Raw genomic sequence first — 26,554 nt, 5'->3', positions numbered from 1 at the left:
GGTGGAAGAGACGGCCTAGCTCGCTCGCTTGTGCATCTTTAACCCGCGATGTGATCAGGGGTTGAGAGGCCAGCCCACCTACGACAGGAATGGGGTGACCTCTCCTATTGCTCGCTTCCGACACCCCTGTGATGACGGAACAGGGGCCATGCCGTATGCCATTTCTGGCGTCGGGCGAAGTGTCGGGCCTTTCAAGCCCCTGGGGCCAAGGTTCCAGGTGATGGACCTTCTGACTCAGTGTTGAGTGCCCCCCGGCAGTGATGGTGCCGGGATTTAGGGCAAGCCCATGGATGGTGAGAAAACTTGTGGAGCAGATACTCGAAAGGTCAGGCGACTTCTAAAACCTGCTCGGTTGGACCGTCGTCTCTCATTGACGCCTCCGATCTCAATGGACTCACTCTCGTTAGTGGGCACGCACAAGGCAATCAGCCTTAACGCTCATTGCCTTGTGGGCCCCGACCATCTGATGTTGGGTTTGACGTGCTCGTCCTTAGAAGAACTTCTGCAAGACAGCAGGAATCTCCAAGTCCGCTGGTGAGTCGCATTGGCTGGCTTGTTCAGCAAGCTGCGCGAGAGCAACTGATTCCTCTGGAAGGGGAATGCTGCATTCGCAGACATTCTCTTTTTTGCGAGGGAAGCGATTGCCCAGAAAAAAGGGCGGCAACTCCCAATCGCGAGAAATCAGCTCCTCACCATCCCCATCTGGCCGAGCAATCTGGTGCTCCAGCTTGAGGTCAATAACTTCCCCCCAACTATTCCAAGGACGTTGATCATCCATAAAACGCTGGTCAGGACAGGGAATCTTGAGGATGTCGGCGGCTCTGCACATATGGCGAAACCACCAACCAGACCAGTTCATCTCCATTACGTGGTCAGCAACCTCATCCACAGCACAAACACCAGTGGTGATGTGCCATGGCGCTGGCTTGGGATGAGCATGACGCGCTGATTTTTCTAGGAACGTCAAAAGGCGTGGCAAGGCTGTTTTAAAAAAGGCCCGCTTTCGCTTTGAACACGTCCCATCAAGAGCAACGTCTTCTGTGACGGACCATGGAGTCCAATCCAGTTGGCTCTCGTCTGTGCCGATGCCACTAGAGAGGGAGTCACTACCCATCAGAACGACAGCGGCAAGCCAGTAGGCAAAGGCGAGAGACCTAAACGCTGACGCTCGGCATTCATGACTTGGCGACCTTCTTCAAGGAGCTGTCGCCCTGCCTTCCGTCGTTTTGACCTGCACTCCTTGCCGTCCTGAAAAGTCTGAGCATCCTTCAGGCAAGCCTGAGTTGACTGGAACAAGGCAAGTCTCTGTTCATAGCTGCTGAGCAACCAATCGCGCCTCACTTGGAAAAGCTGCTGCTTTTGGTTCTCAGTCAGCTTTGCTTCCTCTTGCAACTGTCGTTCTTGCATTCGCTGTTGAATGCGACGTTGCAGAAAGGATTGAGCTTGACCCTCACTCTGATGCAGCGCGATTGCAGACAGAGCGAGACAAGAGATAAGGGGGATCCCGCTCAAGCGAGCAGGCGAAGACGTCCGAGGCGAGTGGCCATCGGTTGCGCCGAGGCCATCGGAACCAAGTTGTTTGCGCATTAGAAATCAATCCGCCTGTAAGGCGGTACGAGGTGTTCGGTTTAGTTCGAATGTCCTCAGACCCGCCATAGCGGGGATGTCTCGTCGGACAATTTGAAATTAGCAGTACTCGCGGGAGTTATCGGCCATCTCAACGGTCTTTAGGGCAACCGGCGCTGATCTGGCAGCCTGCGGGGCTTGTGCAATGCCCGCATGGATTACAAGGATTTTTGCCTCACCTGTCTGGTCACTTTGGCGGCCATAAACACGGTGATCAATTTGCGTTCCCAAAGACGGCGTTGAGAACTCAGATCAGCTTGGAACGACCCAAGAGGTATCCCGCAACGAGGCCAGTAGCGGCCCCTTGAAATTGTCAAAGCTGCTTCCGGTACTTCCAACCAGCTCGGTCCAGAGCAATTCCAGCCCAGATGGATTCCGCAATAACCAAAAGCAGGAGAAGGGTTTTCATCTGCTTCTTAGCCGAACTCACAGGTCATAAGGATTGCCATAGAGGTGAGGACAAGGAAAACCAACCAGTTCCCACCGGCCCCGAAAGCGAAGATCGCCGCGATGACCGTCGCACCAAGAGCGATCTTTAGGCGCTCATCCATCCTCTGACCTGCGATCTCGCCGATACCGATCAGGGCTGAAAAACCAAATGATCAGCCGGGTTGTGAACCAGGCGAGCAAGACGCCCAGAACTATCGAGACAAGCGCCTCCACAACAAGTATTCAGAGAACATCAGCCGGAGCTGGATGTCCTCAATATGCCGTGCTGATCAAGGGCTGAAGAGCGACCGTTAACTCTCAGTCGCGAACTGATTCGTCCTTGTCTTTTGGGGCCTCGACTTGAGGCTCAGGCTTGGCTGCTGACTTTGAAGCCAGAGAAGCCTCAAGACGCTGCAACTGTGCTTCACGCAGTGCGGCGGAGATGCTGAGGGTGTGGTCAGTCATCGATTGGCGTTTCCAAAAGCGGAGGCGCATTGCCTAATGCTGTTGAAAGGGGGCCTACGGAACAGAAGACTGGCGAACCATAAGGAACCACAGGCAGCTGACTAGCGAGTAGAAATACTCAGGGTCAGCAACCCCTGACTGCTCAAGCCCTTGGACAGATGTGGTGGTGATGACGCCCCCTGAGTCAATGCGCCAGTCAGCTCATGTATTCAGCTGAACAGTTGAGCCAGAACAGAGTCAATACGGGACGGGCTAAGTCCAGCTACATAAACGACTGATTGCGTCGAAGCCGGGTTGCGGGGGGAACTGCACCCGGCTTTTTCATGCGCAATTGCGGTTACGGCTACTTAGAAGCGTCCATAGAAGGAGCGGCGTGTCCTCTTGCGGTAGATGCGCTTAAAGCGGCCGCCGCTCTTGCCTCGAACGATTGGGAGGATGGGCTTTCTTGTCCACCAACCCAGGGCCTGACGCCGGGAGATAAATCCCCAGAGTGCTCTTAGGGGTTTCCACAAAGCCCCGGCACCAAACGCCAGAAGGGCAACGAGTAGAAGAACGCCGATTATGTCCAAGAACATGGCTAGACGAGCGGTTGGCCCTCAGGCAGATAAACGCTGTCGGCGATGGTCCGCAGCACCATGGAGCACGCGTAGTCATCCGCGCCGTATTCGTCTTTCCAGGTCTTCATCAAGAGCTTCAGGTCGTAGTCGGCTTGGTTCAGAAATTTGTCGGTCGGTTCCCAGAACGTGGCCTCTTCCATGGCGGAGGGGTGTCAGTCCTTAGTTTTAGCCATGTTTAAGGAAGGGCCCCGCTACGGAGACAATCCGGCCAGGGCTGGCGGTGAGAGGTGGCTTGTGAACGCTCATCAGCAGAAGGTGGTGCAGTTCAAGCCAGACGCATCCATCCTTCATGCCGAAGGGTGGCGCTGTTCGTGTCGTTGGGCCGCGGCGGTGCTGAGGACTGGCTCTTTCCAACTAATAAAAGGAATGGGCCATTGACCCGGCAGGGGGTGGCCGCTCGCATGGCCAGATGGGGAAAGGCTGCCGAAGTGCACCTCTACCCGCACCGTTGCCGCCACACTCATGCCACTCATGCAATTCGGCGGGGGGTGGACGTTTTCACGCTCTCGGCGACGCTCGGCCAGAGCTCAACGGGAACCACGTCTAACAACGTTCTTGCTGAGCCTGGTGAGAGTTCATCTCTCAAGTTGGGTTAATGGACCCTTCTGACGAGCAACTGGCGATGCTCTACTGCTGGACCCTCCACACTAGGTGGGGCGTCGAAGGTGCACCTGACCTGAATGTGGACGAACTTGGTGCCTGCGACGTTGCTGCTTTTGGGTATAAGTGACTCGTCTCAGGTGTCATTGATTTAGGGGGCTTGTCTGCTTTGTACGCGCTTGAACTGATTGATGCTGGGCAGATCTTGGATCCTGAGATTTCAGCATCGGGGTGAAAGACCCTGAAGGTTTTCCAGGCTTTGCTTTGAGCCATCCCCAGCTCGGCGTGGTGATCGCTGACCGGGTCTGGGCTGCTCTGGGTGTTGGTGATGTGGAGGTTTCCAGCCAGGCGTGAGAGCTGCCCCGCTGACTTCATCCACATCGCTCGAAGGATTGGCTCCGTTGCTGGATGCTTGGGGCGGATCTAATGGTTCATGAACCAATTGTGGAACCGCTGGTGCGAGCACCGCGCAAAACCGTACTCACCGCGATGACCTTCTGCTTCTGCTCTTTAGCCCTCTCGACCGCAACCTGCAGGTATTCTTAGAAAGAATATCTCTGACATTGGCCTCCAAGGTATGGGGCAGTCGCTTCGTTCATGACAATGAGGTTGTTATCTGACACCCCATCAGAAGCGAATGTTTTAATCGAATTTTGCCTTTATAGGCAGTAGACTTATTGTCCGTGCCTAAGAAAAGAGATTTACTTAAGGATATTATTGATTTTTATTTGGTTTCTCGGATGCAAAGTAATTCGTTTTTGTCAGAAAACTATCGGCAACAGCTGTTTTGAATTTTTTCAAGTTGACAGAATCTGGAACAAAATAAACATGTGAGAAGTATTTGTTTTTTTTGCCATATTTAACTGCAATTCCCGTCAATGATCTGTTGATAGCATTTTCTAAGGCAGCAGCAGGAGCAAGTTTGACAGGATTAGATCCATTGTATTCAGATAACTTAATAGAGTTTGGGTCGAAAATTACAAAATTATCTCCTGTGCCAATTAATTCATCAGGATAGATGAATCTTCCCGCATGATGAATAAAAATAAGGTCAGGATTTTTTTCTTCGAGCTCTGCTATGGGACCGTTTGTCACTACATTTTTGCTATTGAGACCTACCAGGTCAACCATGCTATCCGCATTGTACCAGTAAGGAAATCTTCCGGCCTCAGTAACTGCTATTGAATTGATATCAAGGCGTTGACGAAGGATTTGCGGGAATGAATTTATGTAATCGCTATTTGTCAAATAATTTATGTTTGCATGGAATCCTCTAGAAAAATACACTATGCTTATAAATATTAAGGCGCTGGATAGGATAGAAGTTTTTGTTGTTTTAGGAAATATTGATGAAGCAAGTAAGATTATTGAAAGATGAAGCGGGAATTGGAATCGCATCCCGACATTTTGGGATTGATGGGCGAATATAAGTAGCATGAAAAGTGTTAATGACCCTGAGAAAGCAAGGATGAAGAATCTTTTGTTTGTATTGGCTTCAATGTAGCTTCTGAAGTATAATAGAATGCCTGTAATTACGGGGCTGTATCCAACCAATGATTTCATGTTAGGACGAATGCCTTCAAACATAAAATCAGTGTTTTGTTTTACTATTAGAGGAAGCGGAAGAAGCAGTCCAAAATAGGTATACCTCCAAAAGAAATATGTAATCAATGGGATCAAATAAAATATTGTTAATTTCTTTGCTGTTTGTTTTGCGTCCAGCTCAGGTAATTCAAGGAAAAGATAAGCTATAATGGTTGCACTTCCTAAAAAAAATCCATCTGGGCGAAAAAGAGCAAGAAGCGTTGAAAATACCAAGCCTTGATTAAATTTATTTCTGAAGAATGACAAGATTGTCGCTACATACACAGCTCCGAAAGCAGCTGTGGAAAAGCCGCCTATAGCTGCGGCCGCTCCGCCCGAAACAATTAGGAGTATGCAAATAGCTATTGTGTTCAGATCTACAGATTTTCTGATATTTATTACCTCTCTGGTTATATATGCAAGTCCTATGGAATTTAGGGAAGCTGCAATGACTCCAATTTCAATATTGCCCATAAAAATACGATGAAATATTCCTAATAGGCACATCCATAAAAAATCAGTTGCACCCTCAGCCGGTCCATTTACGACATCAAACGAAATACCTAGCCCTTGCGAAAAATTGCGTGAATATTGGAATAAAATATAGGCATCTTCGTGGAGATGTCCATTTCTCATGACGAGAATGCACATCAAAAAAAACAAACACCCTGAAATAGTGGCAATTAGTATGCTGCTTTTCGTATTTGTATTTGGAGAAATCATGTTTTACTTCAGAAAGGGTTTGGTTAGAGGTTTGACTTTTAGAGCATTTTTGAGATTACAGTAGTCTATCACTAAATATTGCATAAGGCGGGAGTACCTTCCGCGCCAATAGTTTTAAATATTATTCTTAACCTATGCATCTATTGTAAATGTCTGATTTGAAAGCACTGTTTATTTCTTGTTTGGTATGAAGTTTATTCCGCTCAAAAAATCTCGGGTAACTTTGCTTAAATATTTTTTTGGACTGTCTGGAGTCTTTCGCTAGATACAGTCTACCGCCAACATCGGCCACTTGTTCATCCAGCTCATCCAAGACCTCCAGCAGCCCGGAAACTCCAGCCGGCACATCTGCAGCCAAGGTCCACCCAGGCATTGGAAATGACAACGGGGCTGGGTTGCTTTGGCCAAATCTCTTAAGCACTGTTAAAAAGCTTGGGGCTCCAACTTTCCGTAGTGCTTCCAAGGTGTGGGCTACCAGATGAGCTGCTTCATTTGGCACAGCGAATTGATATTGCAAGAAGCCAGCTGCGCCATAGATCCGGTTCCAGTCTTGTACGCCATCGAGAGGGTGAAAGAACGGTGAAATCTCCTGCAGCTCGCCAACCCGATGCTTAGGAGCCTTGAGATACCAAGCTTCATTAAACGCTCGTACCGTGAACTTGTTGAGCAATCCTCCGGGTAGAAACGGTGGGGCTGAGGCCCGTGCCTTGGGGTCGTAGAAGAGAGGATCCGCTTGCTTGTCTTTCGGGAGTGCTTTTGCGGTGGCATGGTCTCCGCAGGTCAACACGCCGCGGCCTTTGGGATCGAGGCTGTCGACCCAGGCCACGCTGTAGCGGTACTTGGAATCTGCTTCCACCATTGCCGCCATCAGCGTCTCCAGATCTTGGTAGCGGGTGGTATCGACACTGATTAGTGAGTTGGTGATTGGGATCAGCGAAAACGTCGCCTCCACGATCACGCCCGTGAGCCCCATGCCACCAACGGTGGCCCAGAAAAACTCCGCTTCATCAAAACTGCCACGTCCGCTGGGGGTTAGCTCTCTCAAGTCGCCATTGGCATCCACCAGCAGCAACCGCTGCACATGGTTGCCAAAGCTGCCATCTACGTGGTGGTTTTTGCCGTGAACATCAGCGGCAATCGCTCCTCCAACGGTGACGTTGCGAGTACCAGGCGTCACCGGCAGAAAGAACCCCGCTGGCACAATCACCCGCAGGATCTGATCGAAGCTCACTCCAGCTCCTGCAGTGACCGTGCTGCTGCTGGGATCCAGCTCGATCCGGTCAAAGGCCGGTAGCTCAATTACCGTGCCGTCTTTGAGCTGAGCTGCATCGCCATAGGAGCGGCCTAAACCCCTTGCAATTAGTGAATTGGGTGGTGCTCCTCGGATCAGTTCCTGCAGCTGTTCCACCGAGCTGGGTTGCACCACCTGGCAGGTGACGGGGTTTGTGCGGCCCCAGCCGCTCAGCATTTTGGTTTCGGCTGTCAAGCCTTCCGGAAGAGAAATGGTCATAGGTAACTTCAGAGTTTGGACGCGATGGGAGCAGGAAGAACACGAATCAGCCGCATCAATGGTGACCACCACCAGGGCAAGTATTCGATCCCACGTCTGTTCGGTCGACGCAGCAAGTTTTGCGCAACCGATTCAGGGCTGGCGCATAAGGCTGGTGGTGCCTTGCCCACCGTCATCGGCGTTGCCATAAAACCAGCCTTGATGATGCGCACCGCAAATGGCTTGCCGTAGCAGCGCAACAACAGCCCCTCACAGAGTGCCGTCAGGGCGGCTTTGGCGGCGCCATAATGATAATTCGATGGCCGCCCACGATCGGCCGCCACCGAACTAAACACCCACAGCCGTCCGGGCCGGGACAGTCGTTCGGAAGTGGCGATAGCTGTAAGCCAAGGCAAAAGGCCGCCCACATTGGCTGCATGGATCCGCATCGCTTCAGCGGTATCACTGCGCGCCAGTTCGGCATTGCCCAGCGCACCTGCTGTGATCAGATAGAGATCGAAATCACCTACCTGAGGCCGGCGGACTGGGGACAGAGAACTATCGGCCAGCAGGTCGGTGTACTCGGTACTGACTGCTACTCCGTAGCTCGCCTCCAACTCTCTCGCAAAGGCCTGGTTGGCTTCTTCATTCCGGGCCACCAGGTGCAAATGCCCACAGCCGCGGCAGGCTAGCTCCCTGCAGATGGCCTTGGCCACCTCGCTGGTGCTTCCTAAAATAAAAGCACTACGAATCACGACCTGACAAATGGCTCCAACGAAGATAATTGCTTGCGGGCTTAAACACTACATATAGCCGAAGCGAATGAATTACAGAATTAACATTAAAAGAGTAAGCTGCAGATTCCATCAAAAGGTACCATAAATTTTTATCGATTACGATGACCGCAAAGACGATTTTGCCGCTATCCAATCAATTGCGGGTCTAGGCCTTAATTGCATAAAAAATATAAGGAAGAATTGACCCAGGCAGCATTATTAATTTGGTAATCATTGCCTGCATTCCTGAACTAAAAGCTTTTAGATTTAAAGTATTTTCTTTATCTATTTTAGCCCTAATTTTGCTAGAGAGCAGGGAGTGCAATGCTCTCTGTCATGCGCAACTGTCGATGGTGCGACCGTCCACGGTGAACTACCGCATCCAGTTGCTCCGACAACTGCTGAAGCCCCTAGCAAGGAGCAAGAAAGGAAATGACGGTGTTTCGTGATGGCACCCTGAAATTAACATTTAAAAAGCGTAAATTAATAATGCGTGCTTTTTAAAAGCATTCCAGCAAGTATACCTAATTGATATCAGCAATATTGAAAAATTTAGCTACCAAAATTATCTTAAATTGTCTGACTCATTAATGGGTAGTGGATGGAAACCCATAACAATTGCCAAAGTTGCCATCGACCAGAGCGTGATCAGCCGCCGCAGCATCGCAACCGGTAGCGCCACAGCCGCTGGAACCCCTTGCTGGCCTAGCAGCAGCACGGTGGCTGCCTCATTCACACCGATCCCGCCCGGTAGGGAGGAAGCCATGCCCGCAGTCCCAGACACTAAGTAGATAGTTATGGCCGCTGGAATGGTGATAGGAGCAGGTGCAAGCAGCCGCACCAACAACCACAACACCAGGGCCTCGTTCGCCCAGACCACCACCGAAATCAAAGTGGCGGGCAGTAAGCCTTGAGCCAGAGCGCCGCTGGGGAAGTGGTGGCGAAAGCGGTGCCACTGGTTCTGCATCCAACGACGACAGGAACGTCGACTGGCGAGCAGCAGGGCAGATGCCGCTACCACGGCCACGGCCACGGCCAGGAGCCAGGTTGAACTCAGTGATGGAATGCTGCCGAGGAGCTGGTTGGGGATGAGCAGCAACAGCAACAGACCCACTGCTGCTGCATCTGCGCAGCGCTCAGCAACAAACACATGCACCAGGGGCAGACGGGGATAGCCAAGCTGTTTATGCAGCAGCTGAACCCGGCTCAGCTCGCCCACCTTGGCGGGGGTGGCGGTGAGGGCAAAACCCCGGAACCAACACAGCAGGTCGGGCCAGTTGGTGCTGCCGATTCTCAGTTTCCCCAGCAGCAGTCTCCAGCGCCAATAGCGGCCTGCATAGCTCAGGGCCACCACCCCATAAAGCACCGGCAGCCACACAAGCAGTGACTCAAGCGATTGGAGCAGGGCTTGCTGCTGAACAGCGGGAAGCTGCACCAGGCCTGCCACTGCAAGAGCGAGCAGAACAAGTGCAATCAGCCCCAGCCAGGGAATGCGCTTGTTGTTCACGGTTTATGTCGCGGTTGCCAGAGTAAGAAGACCACCCCAAGCGCAGTCGCGAACCACAGCGTCATCAGCCGAATCAGCAACGTTGCAGGAGTGGCCGCTGCCACGCCAACACCCTGTAGTGCGAGCAGTCCAACCGTGCCCGCTTCCGTGCTGCCCAGGCCTCCTGGAAGCAGGCTGAGCGCGCCGATCAGGCCCGCGGCCGTATGGGCAATGGTGGCTCCGCCGATTCCCACCTCACCCACACCCATTCCCCGTAGCAACAGCCAGAGGCTCACGCCCTCCAGGCTCCAGGCCACGGTACTAATCGCAGTGGCTTGCAACAGCAGCCATGGCTGGAGCAATTGGCGCAGGGCAATCAAGCCATCACCACTGGCACTGGCCAGCTTGCGGGGCAGCAGTCGTTTGACGGTGCTTTTGAGCTGCTCCGTCGCCCAAGGGCTACGCACCGCAAACCACCCCGCGAGTACAGCCGCGACCCCAAGGCTGATGGGCACCGCCAGCGGCACCTGCCAGCGCAGCAGCAACGGCAGGTTGATCAACAGCAGGAGCAGCACGGCTGTGCCATCGCTGATCCGCTCCACCACCAGCGCCATCAAGGTTGGCGGCATGGGGACGCCGCACTCTTGCTTCAGGAGGAGCGAGCGCACTGCTTCCCCTGATTTACCCGGAGTGGCAGTGAAGGCGTAGGAGCCCATCCAGATCCTGGCGTCAGACGCCATGGGCGGGTGTTGGTGCACGGCCGCTAGCAAGAGGCGCCAGCGGCCATAGCGAATGGCGTAACCCAACAACACCAGCAACAGTCCAAGACCGATCTGCGGCCACAGGCTGCGCAGCAGCGGCAAAAGCTGATCGCCCTGGCTCCAGATGCCCAGCAGCCCATAACCCAGCACTGCAATCGCCACCACCGGCAGCAGTGGCCCCAGCGAAAACGCTGGATAAGGCGTGGGTTGGGCAAGGAAGCTCCGGTAGTGCGGAATGGCAGCTGCCTTCAGCAACTCCCGATCCCCCTTGCTGTCGCCGTAGGCCTCAATCGATCGACCTTTCAGTGATCCGAGATGCTCCTCAAGGCGGCGAACCTTCTCAGGGCCTTTGCAGTTCGCAGTCGCCAGACCGGGTCTCCACAGGCCATTCTTTTGCTCCAGTTCGGTGCAGAGCAGCTCCACTTTCAGCCAATCGGCCAGGGGCTGCAGCAACAGCCGTGGGGAAGCTGAACAGAGGAGCACCCGATCACCTTGTTGCTGGTGCCAGTGCAACCTCTGCAGAGCCTCGGGATTGATCTGGGCCTTCAAATCATCAAGTAGCCAGTCCGCACGATCCGCCGCCTCTGCGCGGTTGACCGCTTCGCAGATGCCAAAAGCGGCAACGACCTGCTGCTTGAACCGCCCGGTCCTGATCAGCCGCAACTGCCAGCCAATCAACCAGGGTAAACAGGCCAAAACCGCAACGACTTGCCCCCAAGCGTTCTTGGCTCGGCGGGCAGCAAGCCAGAGGCAGTCGCCCAGCAGCAACGTGCCATCAACATCAAAAACAGCAATCCGTTGCTTCCTCTGCGGCGTCATCAGCTGGCGTGGATTGATGCACCGATTACCGCTGTTGTGATCAACCAACCGAGCAGGGTCAGCTTGATGCCTCGATCGCCCAACAAAATTTCCTCGGGCTTTTCGCTGGTTCGATCGGGATTCGATGCACGACGGCGCTCGGCTTCCTCTGGATCACTGAGCAGCTGATAGCGAAAGATCCCCACCAGAACAAACGGCACGGTCAGCAGCATCCAGCTGGTTGAGGCGCCATTTAGAGCAGGGCCTGCTGACCAGAGCGAATAGCTCATAAACGCACTGGTCGACAGCAGGCCTTCCATCCGCAGCATTAATGGCAGTGTGTAGCGCTCCAAAACTTGGCGTGTCATCACCCCACGCCCAAGGGCAATTTGCAGTTCGGCCTTACGTTTTTCCACCGCCAGAAACAACGCCAGCAGACCAACCGTTAGGAGGAACCAGGGAGACAGGGCTAGCCCTGCAGCCACGCCGCCGGCCATGGACCGCAACAAAAAACCTGCAGCGATGCAGAACAAATCCAACAGTGGCTCTCGTTTGAGCCGCAGGCAATAACCCACCTGGATCAGCCCATACGCCAAGATCACTCCTGCCAGCAGGACTGATACAGCGGCAGCCAGCATCAGGCTGAGAACGACCAACAGCGCCGACGTGGTCAGTGCCAGGGGCACAGGCACCTGTCCAGCTGCTATCGGGCGATAGCGCTTACGGGGATGCTGCCGATCGGCCTCCACATCAAGGCTGTCATTCAGCAGGTAGGTGGAACTGGAAATCAGGCAGAACGCCACCAGTGACCCAGAAGCGGCAAGCCAAATCTCTGCATCGACCGTGAAGGCGAACAGCGGTGCTGCAAATACCAGCAAGTTTTTGGTCCACTGCCGTGGACGGCAGGCTCGCGCTATAGCCGATGGATTCATGCCAATCAAACGCGCGCTGTGTGGCTCACCTCCCGATTATCTCTACCTCACTAACAGCTCCGATGACTCATGGGGGCTGGAAGGCCCCCTCAAACATTTCAGGACAGTGGATCTCTGAGTCCGGCTTGATGTGACCAGGCGCTTGGTGAAATCCCTAGCCGCCCTTGCAGTACCTCACCCTCTCCGGAGACAACGGTGGGTCCCAGCCAGCCCTGGGGGTCAACACGCAGATCGCTGAAGGGATGGTCTGAAGCAGCAAGCAAAACGCAATGACCAGCAAGGCGAAGCCTGTGCCGGGGGCGTGGATGTTGGCTTGGAACCAGGGTTTTTGAGCCATGTGATCAGTTTGGCGCTGACATGGAACCGCGTCTCGCCTGATGCGCTCCGGAAAGAGAAGCATCTTGATGGTGACATCGGTTGGTCGACAGAGGATCGGCTGAGGTTGGCTTCTGGTTGAAAGCTCGTTTTATTGGGGCAACAGCTATCGCAACGTGGTCCGCACCCTCAAAGACCAATGGTTCGCTTTGGCGTTGGGCGCCACTGCGCTCATTGCATTGTTCTGGCTTGAGTTGCTGGCCACCTAACAAGGATTCTTGAAACCAGATGTTGTCCTCACGCTGCTCTTTTGGGTTGATTGCTGTTTGGGTGCTGGTGACATGTGCTCCGGCTGCTCGTTCTGATGCGTGGGTGAGTTGCAAGCGTGATGCTTCCACAGGGCAGCTGCTCTGGCTGCGGGGTAAGTCAACGGAGCTTCTGAAGAACGCTGAATACCGGCCAGGTGCAACCAATCCTGATCTGGGCACTTGCTTGGTCAGTAAGGAGCAACTCCGTCAAGCTCATGGTCTGAGGTTTTGATCACTGCTTGGCTTGGTCCTGTAAAACCCTGCTCATGAAGGTGATTAGCCCCTTCTTCAGGCCAAGATCTTGAATTTCAGCGGTTTCTTAAGCGCCTGATCTGTGGGATCACCAGAAGATCCATTAGTGCGAATGTGATCAGGCAGGGGACAAAACCTTTCCCACAACATTGCAAACCCAGCGTTCCTGATCCCATTGGCAGATCACCAATTCGGATAACCAGAACAAACCCACCTTTGCTGCAAATGACGTCAGGGCAAACCGCCATTCCGATGCGCTCAGACGCAGTTTGAACGGCACAGCACTCTTGAAACTGTTGAAAGTCCGATGGCGGAACCGCGCACAAGCGTAGGCTCAGCTTGCGTCTGATGCGTCTCGCCTTTGCTGATTCGTCTGTTTCTCGCTTTTGCCTTGCTGGCGGCCTGGGCAACCCCTGCTCGAGCGACTTCGCTTTCGGCGCGCACGGATCGGTTGATTGATCGGCTTGAGCAGCTTGGTGTTGTGATCGATCGGCTCGAGCGGTGCGGCCCCGGGCTCGAGCGTGCTGCTTACAACATGGGCGTGAACCGTCTCTGTTTGTCGCAGGGGCTGCGCGATCAACCAGGGCTTCAGTTGGATGTTCTGACCCATGAGGCCATCCACGTCGTTCAAGATTGTCTGGATGGTTTGGAGACGCCGTCGTCTTCCACGATCAGCTTGATGCTGCAGGCGCAGGGTGGTTTCAGCCCCACGCAGGTAGATCGGTTTTTGGCGCATCATCTCGACCGTTCAACGGCTGCCCACGTGCTCACGGTGACCCAGTCGCTCGGGCCGCTGCAGCGCCAGCGTGAAGTGGAGGCCTATGCGCTGCAGAGCCAGTCCGGCATGGTCGAATCCTTGCTGGCCAGGCATTGCTGATTCCCATCGAAGGATGGAGCTTCCGCCTGAGATGTTGTTTTGTTTGATCGGGCTAGGGTTGATTGATTCGTTGGAACAACCGGGTGAAGCACCGGTGGATTGCGATGCTTTTGTGGGGCCCATTGATGTGGCTACAGGTGCCCTCATCGTTCGCGCAATCGTTGTTTGATCGTCCCCCAACCCGGGTGATGATTCACAACCCTGAATCAACTGAAGGCTTGCGCAATCGCACCACGATTTCGGTTGTGGTTCCTGAGGATGCTGGCAATGCCTTGGGCGCGATTGTTTTGCGGCAGTTGCCCAATCTTGATCAGTGGGATTGGGGTCGCCTGGAGCCTCGGGTTTATCTCGGCGATTATTCCCTTCGCGGCAAAGGAGCAAGAGGATTGGCCAGGGCTGTTGTCTCAGGCCCTGAAGAGGATTTGAGCATCGAATTCAATCCAGCGATTGAGCCGGGGCACACCGTGAATGTTGTGTTCCGTGGCTTTAATCCTCAGTCCAGTATTTATCAATGGTCAACAGAGCTCCTGGCGGATGGTAAGGACCCCGTCCGTTATCTCGGACCCACCTTGCGTCTGAATGTTTATCAGCAGGATCCGTACCGTTAGTTCTTGATTCCTAGAGCAAGTTTGGGTAGGCATTGAGGAGTCCCCAGATCACCAGTGCGGTGATCGAGGCAAAGATCACGGCCGTCCATGCCGCCAGATCGGCGTTGTTGCTGGACCCTTGCAAAAGCTGAAGAAGGCGTGCCATCAGAAGGAATGCAAGCCCTTCGGTTCTGGCTCAGCTGGAGGGCAAATTCCAGTCTTGTTTGCGAGCCCTCATACGTTGAGGGCGTCACGACAGATCCGAACGTCGTGCTCCAGTCCTTTCAGTGATATTCCCCGGGGTGCTGAATCTTGGTGACGCTGACGCCGGAGGAACTCTTGCCGGAGAACCGCAGCAGTTCATCGCCGGAGACTTCATAACCCAGTTCTTGGGCAATAAGGGCCGCAGCATCGGCGCTCACGGCCTGCAGAACTTGCTCCCTGAGCGAAGGATCTCTGGAGATGTGAGCAAAAAATTGCCGGAGTTGGTCCGTGCTCATGCGGTTGGGGATGTCGTGTCGATTCTGCCCGGTCTGGTGTTTCCCTTTGCCTGTTGACTGGTGCGCAGGTCAGGTCTGATGGGATGACGCAACTAGCGGTGTCTGGCGCCTCCGGCAAAACCGGATGGCGCGTGGTGGAGGAGGCGCTCAAGCGTGGTCGATCGGTCCGAGCCATTGTTCGGCCTGCTTCCGTGCTGCCCTCTGCCCTGGCCCAGGCCGAGCAGGAGGGGCGCCTCGAGGTGCGTCGCCTGGAGCTGGACTCGGCGGAAGCGTTGCTCCATGCGCTGCAGGGCTGCACGGAACTGGTGATCGCCACGGGTGCTCGCCCTTCGATCAACCTGGCCGGTCCCTTGCAGGTGGACGCCTGGGGGGTGCAGGCGCAGGTGCAGGCCTGCCGCTCTCTGGGGCTGAAGCGGGTGCTGCTGGTGAGCTCCCTCTGCGCTGGCCGTTGGCTGCATCCCCTCAATCTGTTCGGCCTGATCCTGGTTTGGAAGCGGGTGGGGGAGCGCTGCCTGGAGCGGAGTGGTCTGGATTGGACCGTGATCCGGCCTGGAGGCCTGAGTGAGGACGACAGCCGCAGCACCACGGAGGGAGTGCTGGTGACCAACGCCGATCAACAACAAAGCAACAGCATTCCTCGCCGCCTTGTGGCACAGGTGTGCCTGGATGCTCTGGAGCAGCCACAGGCCTGCGGTCGCATCTTGGAAATCACCAGCTCCCCTGCTCAGCCCCAGCAGCCGCTGGGGCAGTGCTTGGATCAGATGCCCAGCCGCTCCCAGATCACGCCCAGATTCTCCTGATGCAATGCGGTGCTGAAGCAGTCCGCTAGCTCCGCCGCGGAGAGGCGGCTGGTGACGTCACCATCCGATTCAAGGTTGGCGCGGAAGTCGCCGCCGGCGGTGTTCCAGGCTGTGTGGGCGTTGCGTTGAACGACCCGGTAAGCCTCCTCTCGGCTCATGCCTGTTCCGACCAGAGCGAGTAGCACCCGTTGGCTGAACACCACGCCGCCATACACATTCATGTTGCGGCGCATGTTCTCGGGGTAGATCCCAAGACCCTTCACGACGCTGGTCATTTCCCGCAGCATGAAGTGCAGGGTCACTGAGCAATCGGGAAGCATCATTCGCTCCGTGGAGCTGTGGCTGATGTCGCGCTCGTGCCAGAGGGCCACGTTCTCAAGAGCAGCAATGGTGTAGCTGCGCAGCACCCGGGCCAGACCGCTGATCCGCTCACTGCGGATCGGGTTGCGTTTGTGGGGCATGGCGGAGCTGCCCTTCTGGCCCTTGGCGAAGTTCTCCTCCACTTCCAGCACGTCGGTGCGTTGAAGGTTGCGAATCTCGGTGGAGAAGCGCTCCAGGGAGGCGCCCACCAGGGCGAGGGTCTGCACGTAGTCGGCATGGCGATCGCGGGAGATGACCTGGGTGCTGGCGGTGTCGGGAGTCAGCCCGAGGATCTCGCAGGCGATGGCTTCAACCTGGGGATCGGTGTTGGCATAGGTGCCCATGGCGCCGCTCACCTGGCCCACGGCTACATCCTGCTCAAGCCGTTCCAGCCGGATGCGGTTGCGTTCGGTTTCCGCTAACCAGCCGGCCACCTTGAAGCCGAAGGTGATCGGTTCGCCGTGGATGGCATGGGAGCGGCCGATCATTTCGGTGCCCTTATGGGCTCGGGCCAGTTCGCGCAGGGCATCGGCCAGGGCATCGAGTTCGGTGCGCAGCAGGGCCACGGAACGTTTCAGCTGCAGGGCCACGCCCGTGTCCAGCACGTCGCTGCTGGTCATGCCCACATGGATGTGACGCCCTGCATCACCCACGTGCTCATTCACGTTGGTGAGGAAGGCGATCACGTCGTGGCGCACTTCGGCTTCGATTTCGAGGATGCGCTCCACCTCGAAGCTGGCTTTGGCTTTGATGGTGTCGAGGGCCTCTTGGGGCACGCGGCCGAGCCTGCAGTTGGCTTCGGTGGCAGCGATCTCAACATCCAGCCAGCTTTGGAATTTGGCCTGCTCACTCCAGACGGCTCCCATCTCAGGAAGGGTGTAACGCTCAATCACCGGCGCGCTCGGTTGAACAACCCAACAAATCTATGAGGTGACCCGGTCGCATAAAAAAACCCCTCAGAGGAGGGGTTTGATGAAATCGAGAAAGACTACTGAAATGAGTCAGAAAATCTCAATCCAACTTAATGTAGTTGGGCATGTCGTCACCCTTCTTGAAGGTGTCGTCACCGATTTTTAATTTGTCTTTCTTGCCGAAGTTTGTAATTTCAAGCTTACCTTTCTTCAATTTGTTTGCTTCAATGACAACTACGTCTTTCCCGCCTTTGCCAAGGTCAATAGTAGTTGTGCCTTTGAATTTGACGTTGCTTCCGAAGGTGATGCTGTCATTGCCCTTGCCAAGGTCAATGGTGCCCTTCTTGACGGTAGTCGCTCCACTAAAGCTGACGGAATCCGCGGCTTTCTTGGATGCACTGAAATCGACAGTGAGCTTTTTGGCGACCGTATCGGAAATGTTGACAGTCACAGCAACACCCTTAGTGGTGCTTCCGGTAACGGTGCTCTTCGACAGCTGCGATCCTGAAATATCGGTGGTGCCTGACGTTGCCTTGATTTCAAGGCCAGACACGGGATTTGAGAGGACAACATCGCTGCTGCCGTCGGGGCCTGTTGTTACAGCAACGTCACTTGATGACACGCCAGCAGGCAGTACTACATCAATGGAATCAGTACCGAGAGTTGCCATGGAAGAGGCCTAAGAACACGGTGAGACGGAAATATTCTACTTCTTTTCCCGTCTACGGCTAAAAAAGCTTTTACTCGATGCATCGAGCCGTGCTGCCATCTGATGAGGGAGCTGTGAGATGTCGGATCTGTCAAGGCAGCAGGCCATACACGAGGCGCGGCAGGTTGTGTCAGCGGATCCTGAACAACCCCTATTTTGGGTGGAGCTTGCCAACCGTCTTCGGCTGAACGATCAGGTTGCCGAGGCCTTGAGCTGGGCCCGCTGGACCGTGCGCGCTGAGCTGTGGCCTGAACACGAGGTCGATTCCCGCGCCTGGACGCTGCTTGGGCATCTCTGTCTCGATGTGGGCTGGTTTGAACAGGCTGAGTTGGCTTACAGGCGCGCATGCCGGCAGCACAGCCAGGCCCGTGCTCTTCTGGGGCAGGGGGATTGGCTGAACGCCTGGGCGTTGGCCGAGCAGCGTTGGACGGAGAACACCATGTCTACCGAGAGTCCGCCACTGCCCCATTTCCAGGGCTGGCCCGAAGCCACTGCGCTGACCCTTTGGGATGAACAGGGCTTTGGCGACAGCCTCCAAGCGCTGCGTTGGCTGCCAGGGGTTTGCAGGCCTGATCTGAGCTTGACCCTGGCGGTGCGCCCTCCTCTGCAGCGGTTGTTTCAACAGGGTTTGTCTTGGCTGGAGGGCAATCTCAACGTCTGCATTCGTGACGAACGAGATTGGACGGGGCTTTGCCACGGGTCCTTGCTCAGCCTGCCGTCGCTGCTTCAGGCCAAGACCTGGTGGACTCCCGAGGTCTTGCGGTTGCCGCAGCGCCCGCGTGCATCCGGGCGCCCCCGGGTGGCTCTGGTCTGGGAGTCGGGCCGCTATCTCGAGGATCCCTCGTTGGCTTTGGAATTCCGCCGTAAGAGCATCCCTGAGCCGCAGCGTCAGGAGCTCTGTGCTGCCCTTCAGAGCCGCGGCTTGGAGCTGGTGATGCTGCAACCGGGCTTTGATTTGGCCCGCGATGCTGATTTTCTTGATCAGGCCTTGATGATGCAGGAATGTGATTTGCTCCTGTCGGTGGACACCGCCGCTGCCCATCTCGGTGGGGTGATTGGCCATCCCACTTGGCTGTTATTGCCTTGGGCCGCCGCTTCCCGCTGGCAACGTTCATCACCAACAACACCGCTTTATCCCTCGATGCGGCTGTTTCGGCAGCCGCGCCATGGCGATTGGTCGGGGTTGATGGCTCAGCTGCTGACGGCGGTTGATGACTGGCGCGATTCTCAGCCGTTTTGATTCAGCTGCTGAAAGAGTTCTTCAAAGCCTTCAAGGCTCTTGGGTAAGGAAAAGCGTTGTTCGATGGTGTGGAGGGCGGCGGTCCCGATCTGGGCTCGCCGCGCAGGATGGTTCAACAGCTCAATTACGGCTTGTGCCAGGGCGTGATGGTCGTTGAAGGGAACCAGCAGGCCGTTGTGTCCATCGATCAGCTCACGGGCGATCGGGCTGCCATGGTTGCTGACCAATGCAGCGCCGCAAGCCATCGCCTCCAGGACGCTCCAGGACAGGGTGTAGGGGTAACTGAGGGCGAGATGACAGGCGCTGACCTGCAGCAGCCGTACCATGATCGAGTGATCTAATGATCCCAGCCAATGGATGCGCTGGTGGTCGACTCCCTTCGGCAACGTTTTCAAGGCGGCGCTGAGGTGGTCGTCGCCAGCGGGTGGCGCTTCCATGCCGTAGCCCTGGCCGCGATCTCCCACCAGCAGCAGTTGTGCGTCCGGAACGGCAGCAGCGATGGCGGGCCAGGCCAGCAGCGCTTGGCGTAGGCCGCGCAGCGGTTCCAGATTTCGGGAGACCAAGGTGACCAGGGGCTGACCGGCCGCAAATATGTGGTTGTTCCAGCGCAGCTCGGCGGAGGGGGCAGCTCCGTATTTGCTCTGCTCCAAGCCTTCTGGCAACACCGTGAGTTGATCTCGCCAGGGCAGCGGGAAGCTCTGACGTTGGGCCTCGCAGGCCACGATCGCAGCATCGCTTTCATCGATGGCCGTCGCCGCCAGTTGGTTTTCTTGCTCGAACCAGCTGTCTTCGGCGCTTTGGCCTGTGAGCTGCTGATCGATGCCAAAGCCCAGAGCTTCGGCATGCCCCCACAACTCGGGGAACACCACCAGCGGGGTTGTTGGAAACACCTCACGCAACTGCTGCGATTCCCCCCAGGCGGTGTGCACCATGACGAGATTGGGGACCAATCCTTGTTGCTGCAGCTGCCGGCAGGCTTCGGCTACGGCGTGGCCCCGCTCCTCCACCGACGGCTCCTCGATGCCATCCAGCCTGTAGCGCACATAAGTGAGACCGTCCCAGCGCGGGTCATCTTCGGGAGCCGAGGCTGAGCCCAAAGCGGTGACCCGGTGCCCCCGGGCCAACCAGGCAGGAGCCAGGTCGCGGAATTGACCAGGAAAGTTCTGATGAATCAGCAGCAGATGCATGGGAGCGTGCGTCGGGCTGCGATAGGTGCCGATAACCTTCCGGCACGTCATTCAATCCATCATGGGGTTGCGTCGCTGGCTGCTGCAGACGCTTGCGCCGCCAAGCCAAGTGTCAGCCCCGGCTCTAGATCTGCTGTCGGGTCCGACAGGACACGTGGAGCTGCCCGCTTTGGCGGGGATTGATCCCAGCGGTGCTGCTCGTCCTTGGTCTGTGGCGCGCCTGGAGGCGATTCTGCGCGAAGCCGCGGTGAACCCCACATCCGCCACGTTGCAGGCGGCCCGGCAAGCCCGGCACTGTCTCTCGGTGTTCTGGTTGTCGGCCCCCTCGGATCAGCTGGAGCTGCTGTACTGCAGCGCGATCGGAGCCCTGCAGCGGCTGCAGCTTGAGGGGCCCCTGGTTCATCAAGAGCTGGCGCGTGACGAAAAGGCCTGGTGCTATCAGCTCCAGCAGCAGCTGGACGACCCCAAGCAAAAGCCGCGGCATTGCAATCTGCTCCTGGCCTTGATGCCCTACACCCGGCCGCGGCAGCGATGCGTGTCCTCGCCGCTTGATGTTCTGCCGGATTGGTTGCTGCCGGATTACGCCGCCCATTGCGAGCCAGATCTGCCGTTGCAGGAGCCGGTGGCCTTGCTGGAAGCCGCCAGTGAGAGCCCCACGGACTCAATCGCGAGCTTGCAACCGCTGGCCAGCCGACGCGGGGAGGAGGCGATGGCCCTATTCCGTGATGAAGCGGCTCTCAGCCGGATGACCAGCTTGATTAACCGCTACAGCTTGGACGCTGAGGATCAGGATGTGCTGGAGGAACTCAGCGGTCTCCGTTGCATCGTGGCCCAGCTCTGGTTAGACATCGAACCAACCCAAGCCCAGGGCTTGTACGACACGCCCGTCGGTCTGGTGACCCGCAGTTTGATCACGGCCAATTTCGGGCAGGAGTTGGTTGACGATCAGGACCAGCGAATCTGCGCTGCCTTCTCAGCACCCGAATCCCCGGAATCGCTGATCGCGATGCTTTTGTTTTATCCCGCTGGCGCCGTCACTGTGAAAGACACCGCGTCGCTGCCGACCTGGCTAGAGCGGGAGTTAGAGACGCTCCAATAAGTGCAGCGGCAGCGGTTCGGGGGGCTGCCCAGCAAGCAATTGGTTCACCCGTCGCTGCAGCCATTGCTCGAACAATTCCTCCAAGAGGGTTTCGCGCATGGCCGTATCCAGGCGCGCACCCTCCCAGAGGTCCAGGCGCAGGATCAGCCAGATGTCCACCAAGAAGAACGGTTCCAGCAATTCGCCCTCCTGGCATCCGCGCAGCTTCTCCACCACGGTCTCGTGGGCTTGATCAAAAGGCACCGGCCCGCATTGGCCGCCTGAGGTGCGTTCTGCTCCTTCCGAGTAGCGGCTGGCCAGGGTGGCGAAGTCGGCTTCGCCCTCCAGCAGGCGTTGGTGCAACTCAAAAGCCAGGTCTCCATCCCGGACCCGGATCAGCGAATAGGTGACCTGGTCGTGGGCCAGCTTGCGGCTGAGGAAATGCTGCTCCACCTCATCGTTGAACACGCGCTGTTGAAAACGGGTAAGGCGTTCTCCTTTGCTGGCGAAGTAGTGCAGATCCTCCTGGGTCCATCCTTTGGCGCGCAGCAGGGCAGCGCAGGCCTCCCCGTCGTCGGGGTCCAGCTCCTGGCGCTCCAAGTACGCGCGCGTTAACGCCGTGACGTCTTCCTCGGGAAGCGATACGGCCTGGCAAATTTCGTCGTAAATGGAGGCCTGGGCGATCGCCAGGCAGAGGCCCTGCTGGCGTGCGATGCGGTTGAGGGTGGCGACATCGCAGTAGGGCGTGCCGGGATGCAGTTCAATCTCAGCCATGGAACTCCTGCCAGACCAGCCAGTAGATCAGCCAACCCACCGGGGGCACCAGCACCAGAGGCAGCAGGGCAAAGCTGGTGATGAGGGGCTGTTGCAGCAGCAGCGGAATCAGCCAGATCAGAACGTAGAGGCCAATGGCAACGCCAATGCGTTGGCGCCGCTGGTGCAACCAGGCCCACCAGCGCCAAGCCTTGAGCTGAAGCCGAGCGCGTTGGCTGCGGCGTTCCGGGGGCAGGTGTCGCCAGAGCGGATGGGGGTCGCGGCGGTCGATCACGGCAGGCGTTGAAGGCTGCGTTGCTTGTCATCAAACATGTCGGTGATCGCTGAAATAAAGCGCCGGGTGCGCAGGTGCAGATCCGCCGTCAGGCTCATTCCTGGCTGCAGCGGCACCGACCGTTGCCCCACCATCAGCGCTTGGCTATCAAGTTTCAGGGTGGCGGGGAAATACAAGCCCTTGGCGTCTTGCCCCAGCTCCCGCTGTTGTTCCTTGGGGGTGAGGGCATCGGAGCCGATCCGCTGCACGGTTGCTGGCAGATAGCCGTAATCACTGGCGTTGAAGGCCGCCAAGGAAATGTCGGCCCGCTGACCCTTGCGGATGAAGCCAATCGCCTCATTGGGGATGTAGATCTTGGCCTGAAGATCGTCTTCAGGAATGATCTGAAGCATGGGCTTGACGCCTTTGCCGCCAGTCACCACATCGCCGCGGCTGACGTTGAGATCGAACACAAGGCCGGAGATGGGCGCCTGAACACTGATCCGGGAGAGCAGCACTTCGGCTTTGCGGATCTCGGTGTCGAGGCTGGCGATGCGGTTGAGGTTGGCCTCAATTTCTTTGCGCAGGCGGGCTTCACGGCCGCCTTGGTCCGCGTCCCGTCGTGACTGAAGCCGAATCAGTTCCTCTTCTTCGGCATCGAGGCTTGTGCGGAACTCGGTTACTTTCGCCAGTGCCGCCACCACTTGCAGTTCGCTGCTCGCGCCCTCGCGCTGCAGGGCCTGATAGCGGTCGGCGACCATTTCGGCGGTGCTCAGCGATTGGCGCAAACCAGCGATGCTCACCTTGCTGCGGCGGATGGCAGCGCTTTCGGCTTGCAAGTTGCCGTCGTTGTCTTGGCGTTGGCTCTTGAGCAGGGCCTTTTGGTTAGCGCTGAGGCTGGATTCGGGTTGTTCGCCCAGCACCACGCGGTTGATCGTCACCTGGTTCTGCAGCCGGTCGCGGTTGCGCTGGGCTGAGTTCAGCCGGGTTTCAGCATCGCGGGCATCGAAGCGCAGCAGCAGATCGCCGCGGGCCACCCGCTGGCCCTCCACCACGGCCACATCATCCACCACACCGGGCACGGAGGCTTCAATCGCTTGGACGCCACTAGCGGGTTGGAGCTTGCCTTGAACGGCCACGGTCTGGGGAAGGGGGGCCAGGAAGGCCCAAGCTGTGCCGAATGCGGTGCCGCCCGCCAGGGTCCAGACCAACACCGAAGAGGTGCGACGGTTCTTCTTCAGCAGCACCGGTTGGTTGAAGCTCCAGGAGCTGTTGTCGCTTGGGGGCATCAGTTCAGTCCCTCCATGGCCTGGCTTTGCACCAGGGCGGAATACCAGCCCTGACGCTGCATCAGGGTGTCGTGGTCGCCAGTTTCCATCACCACTCCCTGGTCCATCAGCACGATCAGATCGGCGGGCCGCACCGTGGAGAGCCGGTGGGTGATGAAGAACACGGTGCGCCCGCGGAAGGCCTCAAACAGGTTGAGGCAAACCTGCCGTTCCGTGGTGGCATCGAGGGCACTGGTGGCCTCATCGAGGATCAGCATCCGTGGGTTCTGCAGCACCGCCCGAGCCAGGGCCATGCGTTGGCGTTGGCCACCAGAGAGGCCAGCACCGCGCTCGCCCACCGGAGAGTTGTAGCCCTGGGGCATCTCCATGATGAAGTCGTGGGCGCAGGCGATCCTGGCCGCGCGCATCAGCTCTTCAGTGGTGGCATCGGGCTTCACCATCAGCAGGTTTTCCTTGATGGTGCCGTCAAAGAGCAGGGAGTCCTGGGGCACCACACCGATTTGGCGGCGGAGGGAATAGAGCTCCACCTTGCTGATGTCCAGCCCATCGATTTTGATGCGGCCAGATTCCGGGGCGTAGAAGCGGGGCAGCAGTTTCAACAGGGTGGATTTGCCCGATCCTGAGCCGCCCACTAGTCCCACAAAGGTGCCAGCGGGCACGTTCAGCGACACGTTGTGAAGGGTCATCGCTCCCCGCTCCTGATAGCGGAAGTCGACCTTTTCGATCGCCACCTCGCCTGTGAGCGGCGGCATGGGGATGTTCTCCGCTTCGCGCTCGGACTGCTCGGTGGGTCGGTCGACCACGTCCGCCGCCAGGGTGAGATTGCGGGACTGGATCTTGAACTGCTGCCAGGTCTGCACCAATTGCACCAAAGGACCCGTGACGCGATCGCCAATGATTCGGAAGGCGAACAGGGCCCCGATCGTCAGATCGTTGCGGGACACCAGCCAGACCCCCACCACCATCGTCGCGATGCCGGTGAGGTCGCCGAGGAATTTGGCCAAGGCCCCCACGGTTTCTCCGCTCACCTTGAGCTTGAAGTCCTCTCCGATGAAACGGCTGTAGCGGTCTTGGAAATCCCAGCGGGTCTTCAACTCGGCGTTCTGGGACTTGATCGTTTGGATGCCGGTGATCGCTTCTGTGAGATAGCTGTTGGTGTTAACGCCCTCCTGCACCACCCGTTCGATTTGGTGTTCCACGATCGGGTTGGCGATCAGGGCCAGCACGATGAACAGCGGCAGCGTGCTCAGGGTGACCAGGGTGAGCAGCGGGTTAAGGCTGAACAGCACCACCAGGTAGAGCAAGCTGAAGCTGAAGTCCACCAGGGTGGTGAGGGCCCGGCCGATCAAGAAATCGCGCAGGCGATCGAGCTGGTTGAAGTAGTAGGTGATGCGGCCCACGGGCCGGGCATCGAAGAAGCCCTGGGGAAGCCGAACCAACCGATCGAGAATTGTTTCTCGGGTGTCCATGTCCACGCGGTTGGCCACGCCGGTGAAGATCAGGCTGCGCAGAGCTGAGGCGATGGCGGCCACCACGCTGGCGCCGATCAGGATCACGCCGATGCTGATCACGGCATCGAGCGAATCACTGCCGCCGGTGCGGGCGTTGATCAATCGCATGATCCCCAACGGGGTGACCAGGGCCAGCACGTTCACCACACCGGAGCTGACCAGCACTTCGATCAATTCGCGGCGGTGGGGGCGCAGGAAGGGGCCGTACCAGGCCCAACTAAAGCGTTGCTCTTTGCTGTCGGGCCGGCGGCGCAGCAGCAGGATCGGTAAACGGTCGTCCTGCTCAGGCTGGATCACATCGGCGTTCAGCGTGAGTGGTCCGAGTTCCGGGTCGAGCAAGCGCAGCTGGCCGTCTTCGCTAATGCCTTCCAGCAGGGTGATGTGACCTTGGTGGATGAACACCGCCGGACAGGGGACGCGGCTGAGTTGCTGGATCGGCAGCTCAACCATCGAAACCGAAAGGTCCAGGCCGCTGAGCAGCTGGCCAATGTTGATCAGGTTGAGCTGGCGTTGACGCTGCAGCAGGGCATCGATTTCATCGAGCAGGTTGTCGCGGTTGGCAGGAACGCCGTAGAACGATGCAAGGCTTTGGCAGATGGCGAGAGGAATGTCCCGCGGGCCACTGGCCCGTTTGAGGCGCAGGGGACCTGCATTGTGCTGCTCCCGTGGAGATGGGCCAAGCTCGCGTAGGCCCAGTTGGATGGCGTCGTCGTCGGGATCGGGCAGCCAGATCAGCCGTTGCTGCTGTGCTGGATCACTGGGGCGTTCGGGCCACACGGCGCCGTTGATCCAATGCCACTGCCCCCCGGGCCGGCTCTCGGGAGTTGCATCAATGGCCCATCGCAGGGAGGGTTGGAGGTTGCGCCAGTCATCGAGCTGGTGGCTTCGGGCTGGGTTGCTGTGGCTGAGCTGGAGCAGCAGATGCAGCGCCTCCGCCGTCGGCGTCTGGTTGGCGCACCAGTGGCGAAGGGCTGGTTGGCTGTGCCAGAGCTGTTCGAATTGCTGGAGGCTCAGTTCGATCACCTTGCTGGCTTCGGCCGCGCGTAGATGCTCAACCGGCCGGCCGTGCAGCCATCCCAACCAGCCCACGAAACAGTCTTCGCCGTGGCGCTCCACCGTGCGCCACTGATGTTGCGGGGGTAGGGCCGCAAGGCTGCGCACCGAGCCGCTGCGGATCAGCCAAATCTGCTTGGGTTGATCTCCTGGGGCGAGCAGGGTCTCGCCAGGGGCAAGGCTGCGCGTCGTGACGTCCGCTGGCAGGAGCGCGTTCCAGTCTTGGGGCGGTGCCAGGTGGGCCGTCATCACCTTCTGTTGCGG

25 protein-coding genes are annotated in these 26,554 nt (G+C 57.4%); 7 read left to right on the top strand and 18 right to left on the bottom strand.

Annotated elements, in window-relative coordinates; translation table 11 throughout:
- Positions 1-490: 490 nt before the first annotated feature.
- The 3 genes from SynM161_RS09980 to SynM161_RS09970 all read right to left on the bottom strand — a co-directional run bounded on the left by SynM161_RS09980 (position 491) and on the right by SynM161_RS09970 (position 3,277).
- Positions 491-1,114: a hypothetical protein gene (locus SynM161_RS09980; RefSeq protein ID WP_186541202.1), complete on the bottom strand. Its 624-nt coding sequence runs from the start codon at positions 1,112-1,114 to the stop codon at positions 491-493.
- Positions 1,114-1,512 (bottom strand): hypothetical protein, encoded by a 399-nt coding sequence (locus tag SynM161_RS09975; RefSeq protein ID WP_186541200.1) that lies wholly within the window; start codon positions 1,510-1,512, stop codon positions 1,114-1,116. The genes SynM161_RS09980 and SynM161_RS09975 overlap by 1 nt, the downstream gene beginning before the upstream one ends.
- Before the next feature lie 1,585 nt (positions 1,513-3,097).
- Positions 3,098-3,277 (bottom strand): hypothetical protein, encoded by a 180-nt coding sequence (locus SynM161_RS09970; RefSeq protein WP_186541198.1) that lies wholly within the window; start codon positions 3,275-3,277, stop codon positions 3,098-3,100.
- An 87-nt stretch (positions 3,278-3,364) separates the two neighbouring features.
- Here SynM161_RS09970 and SynM161_RS09965 point away from each other — a divergent pair, with 87 nt between their 5' ends.
- Positions 3,365-3,733 (top strand): tyrosine-type recombinase/integrase, encoded by a 369-nt coding sequence (locus SynM161_RS09965; RefSeq protein ID WP_370593057.1) that lies wholly within the window; start codon positions 3,365-3,367, stop codon positions 3,731-3,733.
- 235 nt (positions 3,734-3,968) lie between these two features.
- Complete coding sequence (locus tag SynM161_RS12150; RefSeq protein WP_255441779.1) at positions 3,969-4,091, top strand: hypothetical protein; 123 nt, start codon at positions 3,969-3,971, stop codon at positions 4,089-4,091.
- 360 nt (positions 4,092-4,451) lie between these two features.
- Here SynM161_RS12150 and SynM161_RS09960 read toward each other — a convergent pair whose 3' ends face one another.
- The 6 genes from SynM161_RS09960 to SynM161_RS09935 form a co-directional block, all read right to left on the bottom strand.
- On the bottom strand, positions 4,452-5,972 hold the full coding sequence (locus tag SynM161_RS09960) for a hypothetical protein (protein ID WP_186541196.1): 1,521 nt from the start codon (positions 5,970-5,972) through the stop codon (positions 4,452-4,454).
- A 199-nt stretch (positions 5,973-6,171) separates the two neighbouring features.
- Positions 6,172-7,626, bottom strand: coding sequence for an FAD-binding oxidoreductase (locus tag SynM161_RS09955; RefSeq protein WP_255441778.1), 1,455 nt, complete (start codon positions 7,624-7,626; stop codon positions 6,172-6,174).
- Positions 7,563-8,288, bottom strand: a complete 726-nt coding sequence (locus SynM161_RS09950) for an SDR family NAD(P)-dependent oxidoreductase (protein WP_186541194.1) — start codon at positions 8,286-8,288, stop codon at positions 7,563-7,565. Before SynM161_RS09950 ends, SynM161_RS09955 begins: the two co-directional genes overlap by 64 nt.
- Positions 8,289-8,874: 586 nt before the next feature.
- A complete protein-coding gene (locus SynM161_RS09945; protein WP_186541192.1) occupies positions 8,875-9,816 on the bottom strand; it encodes a lysylphosphatidylglycerol synthase transmembrane domain-containing protein in 942 nt (313 codons plus the stop codon).
- Positions 9,813-11,375: a flippase-like domain-containing protein gene (locus SynM161_RS09940; RefSeq protein ID WP_186541190.1), complete on the bottom strand. Its 1,563-nt coding sequence runs from the start codon at positions 11,373-11,375 to the stop codon at positions 9,813-9,815. The genes SynM161_RS09945 and SynM161_RS09940 overlap by 4 nt, the downstream gene beginning before the upstream one ends.
- The gene (locus SynM161_RS09935) at positions 11,375-12,286 is read right to left on the bottom strand and encodes a decaprenyl-phosphate phosphoribosyltransferase (protein WP_186541188.1); all 912 of its coding nucleotides are present in this window, start codon (positions 12,284-12,286) and stop codon (positions 11,375-11,377) included. The genes SynM161_RS09940 and SynM161_RS09935 overlap by 1 nt, the downstream gene beginning before the upstream one ends.
- 1,236 nt (positions 12,287-13,522) lie before the next feature.
- Here SynM161_RS09935 and SynM161_RS09930 point away from each other — a divergent pair.
- Positions 13,523-14,038, top strand: a complete 516-nt coding sequence (locus SynM161_RS09930; protein ID WP_186541186.1) for a hypothetical protein — start codon at positions 13,523-13,525, stop codon at positions 14,036-14,038.
- A gap of 104 nt (positions 14,039-14,142) precedes the next feature.
- Positions 14,143-14,646: a DUF2808 domain-containing protein gene (locus tag SynM161_RS09925; RefSeq protein ID WP_370593056.1), complete on the top strand. Its 504-nt coding sequence runs from the start codon at positions 14,143-14,145 to the stop codon at positions 14,644-14,646.
- 10 nt (positions 14,647-14,656) lie between these two features.
- Here SynM161_RS09925 and SynM161_RS12145 read toward each other — a convergent pair whose 3' ends face one another.
- Together SynM161_RS12145 and SynM161_RS09920 are read right to left on the bottom strand one after the other, a co-directional pair.
- On the bottom strand, positions 14,657-14,791 hold the full coding sequence (locus SynM161_RS12145) for a hypothetical protein (protein ID WP_255441776.1): 135 nt from the start codon (positions 14,789-14,791) through the stop codon (positions 14,657-14,659).
- A gap of 118 nt (positions 14,792-14,909) precedes the next feature.
- Positions 14,910-15,125 carry a Nif11-like leader peptide family natural product precursor gene (locus SynM161_RS09920; protein WP_115081034.1) on the bottom strand — a complete coding sequence of 72 codons (216 nt, stop codon included), beginning with the start codon at positions 15,123-15,125 and terminating at the stop codon, positions 14,910-14,912.
- An 83-nt stretch (positions 15,126-15,208) separates the two neighbouring features.
- Between SynM161_RS09920 and SynM161_RS09915 the strand changes: the two genes are divergently transcribed.
- Positions 15,209-15,925, top strand: coding sequence for an SDR family oxidoreductase (locus tag SynM161_RS09915; protein ID WP_186541175.1), 717 nt, complete (start codon positions 15,209-15,211; stop codon positions 15,923-15,925).
- Here SynM161_RS09915 and purB read toward each other — a convergent pair.
- The gene (gene purB, locus SynM161_RS09910; protein ID WP_186541174.1) at positions 15,883-17,178 is read right to left on the bottom strand and encodes an adenylosuccinate lyase; all 1,296 of its coding nucleotides are present in this window, start codon (positions 17,176-17,178) and stop codon (positions 15,883-15,885) included. The two genes, SynM161_RS09915 and purB, sit on opposite strands and share 43 nt — an antisense overlap.
- Positions 17,179-17,296: 118 nt before the next feature.
- Positions 17,297-17,866 carry a hypothetical protein gene (locus SynM161_RS09905; protein ID WP_186541172.1) on the bottom strand — a complete coding sequence of 190 codons (570 nt, stop codon included), beginning with the start codon at positions 17,864-17,866 and terminating at the stop codon, positions 17,297-17,299.
- Between the two features lie 118 nt (positions 17,867-17,984).
- Here SynM161_RS09905 and SynM161_RS09900 point away from each other — a divergent pair, with 118 nt between their 5' ends.
- Complete coding sequence (locus tag SynM161_RS09900; RefSeq protein ID WP_186541170.1) at positions 17,985-19,145, top strand: hypothetical protein; 1,161 nt, start codon at positions 17,985-17,987, stop codon at positions 19,143-19,145.
- On the opposite strand, the gene SynM161_RS09895 is transcribed toward SynM161_RS09900, so the two are convergent.
- Entirely contained in the window at positions 19,133-20,332 is a 1,200-nt protein-coding gene (locus tag SynM161_RS09895) for a glycosyltransferase (protein WP_186541169.1), read from the bottom strand. The genes SynM161_RS09900 and SynM161_RS09895 overlap by 13 nt on opposite strands.
- 61 nt (positions 20,333-20,393) lie before the next feature.
- Here SynM161_RS09895 and SynM161_RS09890 point away from each other — a divergent pair, with 61 nt between their 5' ends.
- The gene (locus SynM161_RS09890) at positions 20,394-21,431 is read left to right on the top strand and encodes a hypothetical protein (RefSeq protein WP_186541168.1); all 1,038 of its coding nucleotides are present in this window, start codon (positions 20,394-20,396) and stop codon (positions 21,429-21,431) included.
- On the opposite strand, the gene SynM161_RS09885 is transcribed toward SynM161_RS09890, so the two are convergent.
- The 4 genes from SynM161_RS09885 to SynM161_RS09870 are packed head-to-tail and all read right to left on the bottom strand — an operon-like array spanning position 21,414 to position 26,539.
- Positions 21,414-22,184: a peptidylprolyl isomerase gene (locus SynM161_RS09885; RefSeq protein ID WP_186541163.1), complete on the bottom strand. Its 771-nt coding sequence runs from the start codon at positions 22,182-22,184 to the stop codon at positions 21,414-21,416. The two genes, SynM161_RS09890 and SynM161_RS09885, sit on opposite strands and share 18 nt — an antisense overlap.
- On the bottom strand, positions 22,177-22,458 hold the full coding sequence (locus SynM161_RS09880) for a hypothetical protein (protein WP_186541161.1): 282 nt from the start codon (positions 22,456-22,458) through the stop codon (positions 22,177-22,179). Before SynM161_RS09880 ends, SynM161_RS09885 begins: the two co-directional genes overlap by 8 nt.
- Complete coding sequence (locus SynM161_RS09875; RefSeq protein WP_186541159.1) at positions 22,455-23,726, bottom strand: HlyD family efflux transporter periplasmic adaptor subunit; 1,272 nt, start codon at positions 23,724-23,726, stop codon at positions 22,455-22,457. Before SynM161_RS09875 ends, SynM161_RS09880 begins: the two co-directional genes overlap by 4 nt.
- The gene (locus SynM161_RS09870) at positions 23,726-26,539 is read right to left on the bottom strand and encodes a peptidase domain-containing ABC transporter (protein ID WP_186541157.1); all 2,814 of its coding nucleotides are present in this window, start codon (positions 26,537-26,539) and stop codon (positions 23,726-23,728) included. The genes SynM161_RS09875 and SynM161_RS09870 overlap by 1 nt, the downstream gene beginning before the upstream one ends.
- Positions 26,540-26,554: the final 15 nt, after the last annotated feature.

It is taken from the genome of Synechococcus sp. M16.1, assembly GCF_014279895.1.
In the GTDB taxonomy this organism is placed as follows: domain Bacteria; phylum Cyanobacteriota; class Cyanobacteriia; order PCC-6307; family Cyanobiaceae; genus Parasynechococcus.
Note: the sequence above shows the minus strand (reverse complement) of the source record. Positions and strands in the feature narration are given on the sequence as shown.

Bases quoted from the DNA above. Each gene is read 5' to 3' on its own strand.
- SynM161_RS09980 (WP_186541202.1), bottom strand. From the start codon at position 1,114: ATGGGTAGTGACTCCCTCTCTAGTGGCATCGGCACAGACGAGAGCCAA.
- SynM161_RS09970 (WP_186541198.1), bottom strand. From the start codon at position 3,277: ATGGAAGAGGCCACGTTCTGGGAACCGACCGACAAATTTCTGAACCAA.
- SynM161_RS09960 (WP_186541196.1), bottom strand. From the start codon at position 5,972: ATGTGCATTCTCGTCATGAGAAATGGACATCTCCACGAAGATGCCTAT.
- SynM161_RS09940 (WP_186541190.1), bottom strand. From the start codon at position 11,375: ATGACGCCGCAGAGGAAGCAACGGATTGCTGTTTTTGATGTTGATGGC.
- SynM161_RS09935 (WP_186541188.1), bottom strand. From the start codon at position 12,286: ATGAATCCATCGGCTATAGCGCGAGCCTGCCGTCCACGGCAGTGGACC.
- SynM161_RS09925 (WP_370593056.1), top strand. From the start codon at position 14,143: ATGCTTTTGTGGGGCCCATTGATGTGGCTACAGGTGCCCTCATCGTTC.
- SynM161_RS12145 (WP_255441776.1), bottom strand. From the start codon at position 14,791: ATGGCACGCCTTCTTCAGCTTTTGCAAGGGTCCAGCAACAACGCCGAT.
- SynM161_RS09920 (WP_115081034.1), bottom strand. From the start codon at position 15,125: ATGAGCACGGACCAACTCCGGCAATTTTTTGCTCACATCTCCAGAGAT.
- SynM161_RS09915 (WP_186541175.1), top strand. From the start codon at position 15,209: ATGACGCAACTAGCGGTGTCTGGCGCCTCCGGCAAAACCGGATGGCGC.
- SynM161_RS09905 (WP_186541172.1), bottom strand. From the start codon at position 17,866: ATGGCAACTCTCGGTACTGATTCCATTGATGTAGTACTGCCTGCTGGC.
- SynM161_RS09900 (WP_186541170.1), top strand. From the start codon at position 17,985: ATGTCGGATCTGTCAAGGCAGCAGGCCATACACGAGGCGCGGCAGGTT.
- SynM161_RS09895 (WP_186541169.1), bottom strand. From the start codon at position 20,332: ATGCATCTGCTGCTGATTCATCAGAACTTTCCTGGTCAATTCCGCGAC.
- SynM161_RS09890 (WP_186541168.1), top strand. From the start codon at position 20,394: ATGGGGTTGCGTCGCTGGCTGCTGCAGACGCTTGCGCCGCCAAGCCAA.
- SynM161_RS09885 (WP_186541163.1), bottom strand. From the start codon at position 22,184: ATGGCTGAGATTGAACTGCATCCCGGCACGCCCTACTGCGATGTCGCC.
- SynM161_RS09875 (WP_186541159.1), bottom strand. From the start codon at position 23,726: ATGCCCCCAAGCGACAACAGCTCCTGGAGCTTCAACCAACCGGTGCTG.
- SynM161_RS09870 (WP_186541157.1), bottom strand. From the start codon at position 26,539: ATGACGGCCCACCTGGCACCGCCCCAAGACTGGAACGCGCTCCTGCCA.